13 protein-coding genes are annotated in these 12,805 nt (G+C 52.6%); 9 read left to right on the top strand and 4 right to left on the bottom strand.

Features of this window, described 5'->3' with window-relative positions; genetic code table 11:
- Window positions 1-17 precede the first annotated feature (17 nt).
- Both NR114_RS11540 and NR114_RS11545 read left to right on the top strand, forming a co-directional pair.
- Entirely contained in the window at window positions 18-278 is a 261-nt protein-coding gene (locus NR114_RS11540) for an acyl carrier protein (RefSeq protein WP_020827632.1), read from the top strand.
- Window positions 265-1,437, top strand: a complete 1,173-nt coding sequence (locus NR114_RS11545) for a pyridoxal phosphate-dependent aminotransferase family protein (RefSeq protein ID WP_116690211.1) — start codon at window positions 265-267, stop codon at window positions 1,435-1,437. The genes NR114_RS11540 and NR114_RS11545 overlap by 14 nt, the downstream gene beginning before the upstream one ends.
- A 127-nt stretch (window positions 1,438-1,564) precedes the next feature.
- Here NR114_RS11545 and NR114_RS11550 read toward each other — a convergent pair whose 3' ends face one another.
- On the bottom strand, window positions 1,565-2,296 hold the full coding sequence (locus NR114_RS11550; RefSeq protein ID WP_129983846.1) for a thymidylate kinase: 732 nt from the start codon (window positions 2,294-2,296) through the stop codon (window positions 1,565-1,567).
- A 373-nt stretch (window positions 2,297-2,669) separates the two neighbouring features.
- Between NR114_RS11550 and NR114_RS11555 the strand changes: the two genes are divergently transcribed.
- From NR114_RS11555 to lptG, 7 genes are all read left to right on the top strand, one after another.
- Entirely contained in the window at window positions 2,670-3,380 is a 711-nt protein-coding gene (locus NR114_RS11555) for a hypothetical protein (RefSeq protein ID WP_218167484.1), read from the top strand.
- A 30-nt stretch (window positions 3,381-3,410) separates the two neighbouring features.
- Complete coding sequence (locus NR114_RS11560; RefSeq protein ID WP_046373183.1) at window positions 3,411-4,166, top strand: hypothetical protein; 756 nt, start codon at window positions 3,411-3,413, stop codon at window positions 4,164-4,166.
- Between the two features lie 445 nt (window positions 4,167-4,611).
- Window positions 4,612-5,949 carry a lipopolysaccharide biosynthesis protein gene (locus tag NR114_RS11565; protein ID WP_046375017.1) on the top strand — a complete coding sequence of 446 codons (1,338 nt, stop codon included), beginning with the start codon at window positions 4,612-4,614 and terminating at the stop codon, window positions 5,947-5,949.
- Complete coding sequence (locus tag NR114_RS11570) at window positions 5,946-6,782, top strand: hypothetical protein (protein ID WP_115058539.1); 837 nt, start codon at window positions 5,946-5,948, stop codon at window positions 6,780-6,782. The genes NR114_RS11565 and NR114_RS11570 overlap by 4 nt, the downstream gene beginning before the upstream one ends.
- 62 nt (window positions 6,783-6,844) lie before the next feature.
- Window positions 6,845-7,411, top strand: a complete 567-nt coding sequence (locus NR114_RS11575) for a YtfJ family protein (RefSeq protein WP_048762312.1) — start codon at window positions 6,845-6,847, stop codon at window positions 7,409-7,411.
- A gap of 70 nt (window positions 7,412-7,481) precedes the next feature.
- Window positions 7,482-8,552 (top strand): LPS export ABC transporter permease LptF, encoded by a 1,071-nt coding sequence (lptF, locus tag NR114_RS11580; protein WP_020827640.1) that lies wholly within the window; start codon window positions 7,482-7,484, stop codon window positions 8,550-8,552.
- A complete protein-coding gene (gene lptG, locus NR114_RS11585) occupies window positions 8,549-9,628 on the top strand; it encodes an LPS export ABC transporter permease LptG (protein WP_234530327.1) in 1,080 nt (359 codons plus the stop codon). The genes lptF and lptG overlap by 4 nt, the downstream gene beginning before the upstream one ends.
- Before the next feature lie 59 nt (window positions 9,629-9,687).
- Here the strand turns inward: lptG and NR114_RS11590 are convergent, their stop codons facing one another.
- The 3 genes from NR114_RS11590 to NR114_RS11600 form a co-directional block, all read right to left on the bottom strand.
- Window positions 9,688-10,557 carry a MipA/OmpV family protein gene (locus NR114_RS11590; protein WP_256813522.1) on the bottom strand — a complete coding sequence of 290 codons (870 nt, stop codon included), beginning with the start codon at window positions 10,555-10,557 and terminating at the stop codon, window positions 9,688-9,690.
- Between the two features lie 435 nt (window positions 10,558-10,992).
- Window positions 10,993-11,577, bottom strand: a complete 585-nt coding sequence (locus NR114_RS11595; protein WP_230090324.1) for a hypothetical protein — start codon at window positions 11,575-11,577, stop codon at window positions 10,993-10,995.
- Window positions 11,578-11,806: 229 nt separating this feature from the next.
- Window positions 11,807-12,634: a phosphatase PAP2 family protein gene (locus NR114_RS11600; protein WP_234529481.1), complete on the bottom strand. Its 828-nt coding sequence runs from the start codon at window positions 12,632-12,634 to the stop codon at window positions 11,807-11,809.
- Window positions 12,635-12,805: the final 171 nt, after the last annotated feature.

The raw sequence follows: 12,805 nt of genomic DNA on the forward strand, positions 1-12,805 counted from the left end.
GTTTGCCAAAAATTTTTATGCGAAATCGCGACGCTGTTATGAATTATATTCTGACTTGCCTGCAAGGTCTGGTCGAAGGCGGATTAGAAATCAAACCTGATAGCGATCTCGTCAACGATCTTGGCCTGGAGTCCATCAGAGTCCTGGATCTGCTGATGATGTTAGAAGACGAATTCGATATTTCTATTCCTATCAATATATTGCTTGATGTCAGAACGCCAGAACAGCTGCTTGACGCTCTACTCCCTCGCCTGGAGAAAACCAATGGGTCTTTATGATAAATTTTCGCGGCTTACCCAGGATCGTAAGCAATTCCAGGCCGATGGCCTGAACCCCTTTGGCACCTGTATCGATGAGGTTTACTCGGCAACCGAAGGGCGCATTGGCAATCAGAAAATTGTTCTGGCGGGGACCAATAACTACCTGGGCCTGACCTTCGATGCGCAGGCTATTGCCGAGGGTCAGGCGGCATTAGCCGCTCAGGGCACCGGCACAACCGGCTCACGCATGGCGAACGGCAGCTATGGCTCTCACTTGCAGTTGGAGCAAGAGTTGATGGCGTTCTTTGATCGCCCTACCGCCATCGTCTTTTCCACCGGCTATACCGCGAATCTGGCGGTCATCAGTACTCTGGCAACCCCCGGCTCGGTCGTGCTGATCGACGCGGACAGCCACGCCAGTATTTATGATGCCTGCGCCCTGGGCGGCGCTGAAATCATTCGCTTCCGCCACAACGATGCCAAAGATCTGGAACGTCGCATGGTGCGCCTTGGCGAACGTGCCCGAGACGCGATCATCATCGTCGAAGGCATTTACAGCATGCTGGGCGACGTTGCTCCACTGGTTGAAATCGTCGACATCAAACGGCGGCTCGGCGGTTATTTGCTGGTAGACGAAGCGCATTCATTCGGCGTGATGGGGGCTCACGGGCGAGGTCTGGCTGAAGAGCTGGGCGTTGAGCAAGATGTTGATATTATTCTGGGCACGTTCAGTAAAAGCCTGGCCTCTATCGGCGGCTTTGCCGTGGGCGGCAAAGATATGGAAGTGCTGCGCTACAGCAGCCGTCCTTATATTTTTACCGCTTCGCCTTCGCCATCCAGTATCGCTTCGGTGCGCGCTTCTTTGAAAAAGATCGCGCAACATCCTGAGCTGCGGAAAAAACTCTGGAGCAACGCGCATCGGCTCTATCAGGGACTGGCCAAGCTGGGCTACGAGCTGGGGCCGCGCATCAGCCCGGTGGTACCGGTGATGATTGGTTCGAAAGAAGAGGGTTTGCAATTCTGGCGCGACCTGATCGCCAAAGGTGTTTATGTCAATCTGGTGTTACCTCCGGCAGCACCGGCCGGCATAACGCTCCTGCGATGCAGCGTTAACGCCGCGCACAGTGATGAAGAGATTGATAAGATCATTGGGGCTTTTGCCGCGCTAAAAAAATAATGACGTCCCGCTGCTCATAAAACTCATGGGCAGTGTTCCTATCGAAAATACTCTTCACCTTGCCTGCCAGTGCCGAAAAAGTTATCGGCACTGGAATCAAACTTTCTGATTGCGAGAACTGAAATAATCAGTGGGTCGCTACCGATTCGCCTTCGACTACAAAGCTATATCCCTGCGCTTGCATAAATTCCGCGACGGCTTTTTCAGCGGCGGATAACACTTCATCGAGCGGTTTATTGGCATCGACATCCGCAATTTCCGCACCTTCAAAAGTGAGCAGTGGCGTAACGGCAATCTTTTTGGCTAATGCTTCTTTGCGATGATCGGGTTTACGTGCGCAAGCGACGTCCAGATCCACATTCAACTTGATCACCAGGTCTGGCTTATTATCCGCCATCCATTGAAAAGCTTTGCGTTCGCGCCCCGCCAACCATCTGACAAAATGGCTGCCTTGAGTATTTTCGGGAAATACGGTGCCATCGTAGGCGCCGGGGATTTGTACCTGCGGGAAACGGTCGGTTAATACGATCAGACCTTGTCGACGAAAAGCCAACATCCGGCGAAAACGCAGCAGCCGACGCAAAACGAAAGTGATGATGACCAAACCCGGCAACAGCCCCACCGTGGATTTTTTGGATTTCACTTTTTTAGTATTTCGTTCGATGGCCTTGCCAACAGAATTTCCCATCAGCGGGAGTTGCGAAACCGCACGCCCGACATTTCCTGCCTGCTTACCCAGATGCACCTTCACTGCAGGACCGTATTTTTTCACATACTCAATGAGATATTCACAAACGGTAGACTTACCCGAGCCATCGCTGCCAATTACCGCAATAAGCGGCGGGAATTTTGAATTCATAATAAGATTCTCTTCTAAGACACCTGTAAAAATGTACCATTTCGAAAACAAAAAGTCGCTTAATGACGTTATCAAAGCCATGGGGAATAAATATTGCCACCCCCAGACTAAAGCACACAAAAGATTAAGAAAACAATGAAGAAACCTGTTCCATTACCCGGTGCGGCAACGCCTAATTAGCATTAAGAGCTATAAGAACAATCCCAGCTGTGGTTAGCACAAAAAAACAAGACGGGCTCACCAAAACATAATCACAAATAACAAACAAATTTGAATAGCACTGAGATAATACTCAATAAATATCTTGAACCCAAGGCTGGTTATAATACAATAGTTTCTTTGAGTTGGACCAATTATTGTGAGTCAAAAGACAATGCCCATTGCTAATCATCCCCCCGTGCGCGTAATTGCAATAACGGGTTGTGATGGCTCGGGAAAATCGACCTTGGCTGCCAGTCTGGTCAATCATCTCTCATCGCAAGAACCGACAGAATTACTTTATCTCGGCCAGTCTTCGGGACGTATTGGGGAATGGATCAGCAACTTGCCGATTATTGGCGCGCCCTTTGGTCGTTATTTACTGGCGAAGTCCGATCGCGTTCATGAACATCCTTCAACACCGCCGGGTAATCTGACCACGCTGGTGATCTTTTTGTTGTCATATTGGCGCGTTTATAAGTTTCGCCGCATGCTAGCAAAAAGCCGCAGAGGGCAATTACTGGTCACCGATCGCTATCCGCAAGCGGAAGTGGCGGGTTTTCGTTTTGATGGGCCGCAGCTGGCAAAAACGGATGGCGGTAATCGCTGGGTACGCTGGTTGAGAAAACATGAGAAAAGGCTGTATCAGTGGATGGCATCATATCCACCTTTCTTATTGATTCGTCTGGATATTGATGAAGAAACCGCATTCTCGCGCAAACCCGATCATAAACTTTCTGCGCTGCGCGAAAAGATTGCCGTCATTCCGCATCTTACTTTTAACGGCGCGAACATACTGGATTTAGATGGGCGAGAGCCGGCGGGTAAAATTCTTGATGAATCGCTGCGTGCCATTCGAACCTCCCTGGCGACACCCAAGGTTTAGTCTGCCGATAACTTATTAATACTGAAAAAAATGCAAACAGATAAATCAAATACCGCCAGCGATGATTCATCGACCGTGATTACCGGCCTGATTGCGGTCGTGGGCAGTGACGGTACGGGGAAATCCACGCTTACCGCCGATTTGGTCAAAAACCTGCAAAAATACCGGGCAACGGAACGGCGTTATTTAGGGCTGATCTCCGGTGAAGATGGCGACAAAATTAAGCGCCTGCCGGTTATTGGTGTCTGGCTTGAACGCCGCCTGGCCGCAAAGTCCGACAAGACTCAGCGCATGAGCAATAAACCGCCGGCACTCTGGGCAGCCCTGATTATGTATGGTTTTTCAGTGTGGCGTGCGGCTAATTTACGCAAAGTACAGCGTCTGGCAGAGAGCGGCGTGCTGGTAATTAGCGACCGTTTCCCGCAGGCCGAGATTTCCGGTTTTTATTATGACGGGCCGGGCATTGGCGTAGAGCGGGCAAAAGGCTGGTTAATGACTCGCTTAGCCGCACGCGAAAAACGTTTATATCAATCAATGGCCTTATGCCGCCCCGAACTTATCATTCGCCTCGATATTGATGTCGATACCGCCTTTTCGCGTAAGCCCGATCACAGCTACGAAGAACTGAAGGACAAAATCTCTGCCATGGTTCGGCTGCAATATAATGGTTCCAGAATTATAGAGTTGGATGCTAAAGCGCCTTACGATGAAGTACTGGAAAAAGCGCTGAATGCAATATCCTCCGTCGCAATGATCCCTTCGCGTCCCCAGGCTTCTCTCGGATAGCGAATTCATTCATCTACAGACATGTCGATAATATCGTTCACTATTAAGATTCAGGGGTAAACAACGCTAATGTTTATTACCAAAAAATCAGGAAAACGCACTTTTTGATCATGTTTTAAAATGAATGCCAGTACCGGAAGGATGACTAAACAGCATTGAATGGTAAAATTTTCTCAGCCTGGAAAAGTATTATCGGTGAGATTTTCATGATTATATTTCAGGTGTGAAAGTTTTACCCGAGCCTGTCGCTCGCAATGTAAAATAGGGATTGAGCCGCTATCAATCCTGGTGAGAGTGTCGCCAAGCAAAACGGGCGATTCTTTACTTTTCACTCCATGAACGGATACATATCTTTGAGTTTCGTCGTACCGGATATGTATGCAAGGCCAGCTTATGTCCGCTGAGCTATTGATAACCTGAAGTGGTCAGTATGGCTGGTTTTACCATGAAGCATTGGTTTTCCGATGGGGCTTTTCGTTCCATCTTACGTAACGCCGCTTATTTAGGTTCCGGCAGTGTAGCCAGCGCCCTGCTCGGGCTGCTTGCGCTTTCTTGCGCCGGCAAAGGCATGTCGCCTGAAATGTTCGGTGTTCTGGTTGTTATTCAAGCCTATACCAAAGCAGTCAGCGACTTTATCAAGTTTCAGACGTGGCAATTCGTTGTCCAATTTGGGACTCCGGCGCTGGAACGTCAAAACATTCAACGCTTTCGTGACGTCATTTCATTTTCGTTCGGTCTGGATATTGCCAGCGGCACCATTGCGGTACTGGGCGGCATGTTGCTGCTCCCTTTCCTTTCGCACGCCTTAGGGTTGGATACCGAAAGTTTCTGGCTCGCGATCCTTTACTGCACCTTAATCCCGTCGATGACGTCGTCCACCCCTACGGGAATTTTACGCGCGTTTGATCGCTTCGACCTGATTGCCGTTCAGCAGGCCATCAAGCCCTTCCTGCAGGCCGTCGGCAGCGTGCTGTCCTATTATTTTGATTGGGGATTTCCAGGGTTCATCGTCACATGGTATGCCTCCAACTTGATCGGCGGCACGCTATTTTGGTGGTTCGCCGCGCGTGAACTGCACCGCAGAGATATCCATAACGCATTGAAACCACGCCTATTCAAAACCGCACGTCGTATCGAAGGCGCCTGGAATTTCGTCTGGACCACCAATTTTGCCCATACTATTTGGGCTACCCGTAACTCGTGCAGCACGGTGTTAGTCGGCGTCGTTTTGGGGCCGGCCGCCGCCGGGCTGTTCAAAATCGCGATGACCTTCTTTGACGCCACGGGGACCCCGGCCAAGCTGCTGGAAAAAAGCTTCTACCCTGAGATCATGCGTCTGGATCCCCGAACCAGCAAACCCTGGATGCTGGGCCTCAGATCGGCGTTGTTGGCTGGAGGCATAGGTCTCGCCGTGGCGCTACTGGTCATCGTCGTAGGTAAGCCATTAATTTCCTTTGTGTTCGGCCAGCAGTATTTGCAAGCCTATGATTTAATCCAAATCATGCTGGGCGCCATTATCGTTTCCATGCTGGGCTTCCCACAGGAATCCTTATTGTTCATGGCGGGCAAACAGCGGGCCTTCTTGATTGTGCAGACTTTTTCTGCGATCGCCTATATAGCGCTGCTGGTGGGCATGTCTCATCTGTTTGGTGTGCAGGGTGCGGCCTTCGCTTATCTGGCAGGCCAATGTTTGGACGTTTTATTGACGCTCATACCGACGATAGGCGCTTACCGTAATCGCTATTTACTGGGATTCAATGTATCCAGAGAGAGTAATCAATGATGAATAGCAGCAACGGGAAAAAATTCTCTGCTGAAACTACGCAGTTACTGTTTATTGCCGTAGAGACGGATGACATTGTTGATGCAAATATCAGTTTGCCACAACATATTGATTTGCAATGTTCCTATGAGAGCATTCAGGATAATTACGCCCTGTGCCTGCAATTTTGGGAGGACGGTTTCACCCGACGAGAACTCCTGGGCTTAGTGAATGATTTTCTTAAGGATTCAGACTTACCCGCCGCGACGCGCATGCGCTACAAATATATTCGCGCGCGCTATAAACATTTACGCTTTGCCCAGCGTCTTTACAGCAAAAAGCACAGTGCCGGCCGCCTTTTTCACACCACCACCGTGGTGCTCGGCCATTTTCAGGACGCGTTTCGCAATGGCAACCAACAGAACCTGAAATTCTACGGCAATCTTCTTCGGCTGCTGCTCAGCAGGCCGATCTGGTCGCTGGTGAATTATGCTTTGCGGCATATTCAGTTAGAAACCGAGAGTGATTTTATTGCCTACCGGCAGGAACAAATGCGCGCGCTCCAGGAGCTCATTGTCAACCCAGAGCTCACGGGAAAGCAGTTCCACGACGTGCGGAAAATCGTCAGCCAGCAAGTCTCTTTTTATGACACGCTGAGGTCGATAGATCCAGGCAACCGCGAGGCTCTGCAGATCTCCAGATTCCTGGCCGCGATTAACGGGCTAATGGGAGATCGCCACGATGTGATGGTGGCGGACAAGCTGGCGGGGGGGAAATCCTATGACGAACCCACAATGCTGGATGTCGATATCCGCCAACGCCTGGAGTTACTTCTCGAGCGCTATCCTATGTAACTGTTACTGGGGGGAGATTACCGCTCCTCCGCCGCAGCCATTGATAAATTAGGGTTATTTTCATGATGCTACGCAGGTTACTGCCCTTGCCACTGCTGCTGTTGCCGCTGATGGCATCCGCGCATAATTTTGTTCAGGGTAAGCCTGTCGTACCGGTTGTCATCGCCGATCGGGGTGAGTTGCTGCTTGAAAATGACACTTTCAGCTACAAGAAATGGGACAGTGCAGAACTGGCAGGCAAAGTGCGGGTCATCCAGTGCATCGCCGGCCGTACCTCGGCCAAAAAGAAGAACTCGATGCTGATTACCGCCGTCAAAGAGGCCAACTTTCCAAACGACCGTTTTCAGCCCACCACCATCGTCAATACTGACGATGCGATCCCCGGTACCGGTTTTTTCGTCCGCGGCAAAATTGAGAAAAACAAAAGGCATTATCCCTGGGCGCAATTTATCGTCGATAGCGATGGGCTGGTACGTCAAGCCTGGCAACTGCCAGAAGAGAGCTCAACCATTTTGGTGCTGGATAAACAAGGCCGCGTCCAATGGGCAAAAGACGGTGCTCTGACCCCTGATGAGGTTAACCAGGTCATCGCCCTGCTGCAAAAGCTGATTAGCCATGATCAATCATGATGAAACACAGGCTGAAAGCCGGTCTTCCTCTGCAAAACATGCGTTTGATAATAAGGGACGTCTATAACTTATGGTGTTGATTGAGCGCTATATCATGGTTGAAATCCGCCGATTGGTGATGATCATCGTGGGTTTTCTGATTTTCATGTTTGCCAGTTATTCGGCCCAGCGCTATCTCACCGAGGCCGCCAACGGCACACTGGCGCTGCATATCGTATTCGACGTTGTCTGCTATAAAATATTGATTGCCCTGGAGATGCTGCTGCCGGTAGGCCTCTATGTTTCCGTCGCGGTGGCGCTGGGGCAGCTCTACAGCGATTCCGAAATCACCGCCATTCACGCCTCAGGTGCCAGCCCATGGCGGCTGTACAAAGCGGTGTTGGTACTCGCCATTCCGCTGGCCCTGTTTGTCACCCTGCTGTCCCTGTATGGCAGACCCTGGGCGTACGGCAACATTTATCAGTTGGAACGCCAGTCGCAATCGGTGCTGGATGTCAGCCATCTGCAGGCGAACAAGTTTAACGTTAATGGCAGCGGCCGAATGATCATGGCCTCACGCATTGACCCGGCCTCAAACCACCTGACGGATGCATTGATTTATTCACGTTCGGCCAATAATACCAGCCTCTATCGGGCTCATTCCGTCGAGGTCATAGATCCTTCGCCTTCAAGCCCCTCCGTGATACTGAAAACGGGCACGGCCTATGTGCTGGAGCGCAAAGGTACCGACGACAACATGCAGAATTACAATAACTTCAAAATATCACTGAAGCCCTTTATCGAAAGCCTGGAAGTGAAGCGCAAATCAGCCTCGCTGGGGGAATTATCGCGCTCATCGGATCCCGCGGACCGGGCTGAATTACAATGGCGAGAAAGCCGCGGCGTCACCACTCTGTTGATGGTGTTATTGGCGATCCCCTTTAGCCGCATCAAACCTCGTCAGGGGCGTTATGCTACCTTGCTGCCCCTGACGGTGCTGTTTACCGCCATTTTTTATGGCGGGAATATCTGTCGGACATTGGTCGCTAACGGGACCCTCCCCACCACGCCGGGCGTCTGGCTGGTGCCGATACTCATGCTGGCTGGGATGCTGATCCTGATTGCGCGCGATTTTTCCCTGCTGCGGAAGCCCTTGCGATGAACATCTTCAGCCGTTATTTGATCCGTAATCTCTTTATCGGCTTTGCCGCCGCGGCCGGATTGTTAATCCCGTTGTTTACCACCTTCAATCTGATCAATGAACTCGAGGACGTCACCCCTAACGGCTACCATTGGAACCAGGCATTACTGGTGGTGTTGATGACATTGCCCCGAAGCCTGGTGGATCTGGGGCCTTTTATCGCGCTGCTTGGCGGCATCATCGGGCTGGGCCAAATGTCGAAAAGCCTGGAATTAACGGCAATCCGCACCGCCGGTTTTTCAATTTTCCGCATTGCTCTGGTAACGCTCTACGCCGGCCTGTTTATCAACCTGTCGTTAGGCGCACTCGATGAATGGGTCGCTTCTCCTCTGCAACAACGCGCATTGCAGCTTAAAGACGGCGCCCTGGCAAAAACCGGCAATGCCACTGATGCGGGTAACGCCCTGTGGGCCCGAAAGGGCAATGAATTTGTTACCGTGAAATCTCTGGACGAGCATAGCCAACCCGTCGGGATTGAGATATTCCGCTACCAAGACGACCTCACGCTGGAGTCTTATGTGTATGCGGAGACGGCCATCACGGCCGATAACGGACAGTGGACGCTGCATAAAGTTATGCAGAAAAAATGGGACAACAAAAAAGAGAGCGTACAAACCCAAGATACTTTGCTCTGGCAATCCCTTTTTGCCGGAATGAACCTCAAAGGGCTGACCTTGCCTGCCGACAGCTTCTCCATCAAACAGTTGAAACAGTACATCACCTACCTGCAAAGTTCGCAGCAACCCAGTACCGAATACCGGATCGCGTTATGGCAAAAATTGGGCCGCCCCCTGTTGGTCCTGGCGATGATTTTATTGGCCATCCCCTTCACCTTCAGTATTCCTCGTGCCCCCGGGCTAGGCAGCCGTTTAGCCGTAGGGGTGATCGTGGGGTTGCTGACCTACATTATCTACCAGATTATCCTTAACCTCGGGCTGCTGTTTTCGCTTAATGTTCCACTCACGACGCTGGCCCCACCGCTGTTGCTGCTGCTGATAGCTTTAGCCTTGGTTTACCGCTTCGATAAACACCACTAGGGCCTGTCCCTCAGTCCACCCTGAAGGTGGCGAGGGACAGGATTCAACCAGCGACAGACTCAGAATTGATACAGGGCATTCAGGTAAAAGCCTGCGCCGACGCTGTTATCGGTCAACGGGCTGCGGCGGGCCCCTGCGGTCAGGGCATAGAGCTTCATCCCGCCCTGCAACGCCAGCTGAGGCTGCAGTTGCCAGGTCAGACCGGTTTTGAGCGTCACATCCCGCATGCCCCCACCGGTGTGATACTCACGAAAATCGGTACGTGCCGCCTGTTCGCCTGTCACCCCGAAGTGAGCCATCATGTCGTCCTTATCACCCCAGGTGCCGTATAGCGCGGAGTCCAGCGTCAGCGCAGAAGACAGCGGCAATGCGCTGGAGGCCCCCGCTTCAAGATACGCCGTGTGCCCCAGATCCTCGCCATCGTATTCACGGCTGCGGGTCGCTTGCCAGCCGCGAACAAACAATCGGCTGGCGGAGAGCCCCCAGTAGGCTTCCGCCCCCACCATCGCTGAGTTGTCCAGATCCCCCATCCCCTTCAGGTAGCTGTTGTGGCCCCCCAGGGTACGGATTTTTTCCTTGCGGCCAGGATCATAACCCACCAACAGCGCTACGCCGAACGTCGACAGGTTCGGCAGATCCCACCGCAGTCCTTCAGGAAATGCTGCCGTAAACGTGCCCCAGTTCTCCGTCGGCATCACGGCTTTCGCCACCAGTGAAGGGAAAACCGCGTAACGCGAGGAGCCTTCATACAGCGGGCTGACCACCACCCCGGCCCCCAACGCAAAGGTAGGGATCGCCTCGCTTGCAGCCGAATGTGGCGCAACAGAGGTACTGACCGCCTGCTCCACCGGCGCAGCTGTCTTTGCACACAGCGGTAGCGCAGCCATCAACCAAAAAGCATGGACCCGCTTTCTTTTGCTAATTGCCATAATGTCATTCTTCCTTAAATACTCGTCTGTTTCGCGGTCTGGTCGCCCTCTATTCCGGCAAGCGAAAATAAGCGCCGAACACGCCGCATCCGGTTATTGTTTTAAATATGTAAAATTAAAATCCGAGTTTACCCAACCCCATTAGTAATGGTTTTCACCTTGCTAGCAGTTTCTTAAATAGCCCCCTTATTCTCTGCCTGTAAATAGAAGCAAGCCAAAAAGCCACTAAACATGTGAAAGTGGCTTGCAAAACAATTCAATGATAAACAATTACTCAAGCTGTTAATTTAAAATCACAACTTAATTCACGCTGCCAGTGGCACAGTGATATTATTTTTAAATTAAGGTTTTTTATTCCACTCTCTGAGCTGTATTAATTATTTTTGGCGGCACGCAGGCTGACAAGCCTTCAGAGAGATCGTTATATTTCCCCTGTTAAAATCTGCCGCTCACCCCCAATATTGGCCCCTGCTGCACCACGTCATACACGAAGCCGTCATGACGATAGTCGACCCCCATCGCCCGGTAACCGGCCACCGCAGAGAAACCCGACATAAATTCCCATCCCACCAATCCTGCCACATCCCAGTCCAATCGGGACTGCCCGCCCCCGGCCAATCCCCAGGCCGACAGCCAGACTGTCGGCGTCAGCGCATAGTGCCCGCGCAATCCCGCGACCGCATCTATCCAGGTCGCTCGATCGCTACCCGATATCCCGCCGGCATCTCCCCCCTGGAAAGTTAACCGGGTGCTGCTGTACCAGACCCTGGCACCGCCCGCGGCATCAAGCCGGCCACCGCCTTTTTCCAGCAGGGTATATCCCCCGCCCAGGAACCCGGACACCGTCCTGTTATCCACTTTCAGGCGATCTGCCGGCGCGCCATCGGGTAAATCGTTACGGGTCGTGGTATCGATGTACATCAAGTCCACCAGCAGGCTGTAACGCCCTTTACGCGCCTCCCCCATGCCCATCACCGCCACATCGAGATCGCGGGCGATGTCGGAGAAATCGGTTTTCATAAACTGCGTTCCGGTCGACCGGTGGCCGATATCTCCCCGGATCCCTGCGGCCCATACATAAGGCGCGAATGTGAACTGCCATTCGTCCGCCGCCTGATAGCCCGCAGATAACGGTTGAACCGCCTCTGCCGGAAAGCTGATAACGCCAGAAACTAATAACGCAGCGGGCAGGAAGCGTCCGGCACACCTGTTTGATCGATTGTCACCGTTCATCATGACCATGGCCCTCTCAATGCATACTCAGGGAGAGCGCAACACGTTCAGCCGCGCAGGATTCGGTAGGTTTCAGGTTCGCCCTGGTTGCCTCCTGCACCTCGCGCTTCGCGGCAGCCAAATCCGCCATAAAAGCGGGATTTCCGTGCAGAACGGCTACCGTGGCGGCGCCCATGATGCGGCCCGCGTCCACGTCACTTTGCCAATGCGCATCACAAATCACACGGCTTTGGCCAAAGGCCAAACCGCGGGCCAACAGCTCTGTCGCCCGTGCCGGCTGGATTTCGGCCAATACCAATCCCCACGCCCAGCCTGCCGCCGAGTGCCCGGACGGCCAGGAACCGTCATTTTTCAACAGGGGCTCCATGTCCTTGCGGCAAGTTCCCTCGTTGTGCTGTACAAACGGGCGAGTACGGTTATAGGCGTTCTTTCCGGCATAGGTTGAGCCACCGGCATCCGTCAATACGCGCTGCATCATAGAGTAGAGGTGCGGGGTATTTTTCTGGTTGATGTCAGTGCCCAGCGCGCACGAAAACGCCTGAGCCGGGGCCGGGAACGTCAACTCGGCATCCGTCGCGGCCAGCTTTTCACGAGCGCTGCCGCGTAAAGCCAATGCGGCCCACCGGGCTTCTTCATCGCGTGCGAAAGCCGCAGAGTCCGGTTTTGGCGGTGCCCCCAGCAAGGCTAAATGCACCGGTAGGCTGGCGGGTTCCAGGTAGCCTGGCGCCAGCTTAAAATGGGGGTCGGTAATCACCGGGCCCGTGTCATTCGCCGCCGCAATGCCGGAATACAACAGACCGGCTAACGGCGCGATCAGATATAAGGGATGACATGATTTTTTCATTGTTGCCTCCAGATTCGGTTTATGCCGCAGGGGGAATGGCACTCTCATTGCCTCGCAGTAATTCCCCCACCGTGTTATTCGGTTCAGGACGGAATTCTCTGCCGCGCCAAAACAGCCAAATCATGAATACTTGCCCCGGCCACGTTATAAATCCACCGCTACCGGGGGCGA

The organism is Serratia sp. Ser99, from assembly GCF_024519545.1.
Lineage (GTDB): Bacteria > Pseudomonadota > Gammaproteobacteria > Enterobacterales > Enterobacteriaceae > Serratia > Serratia liquefaciens.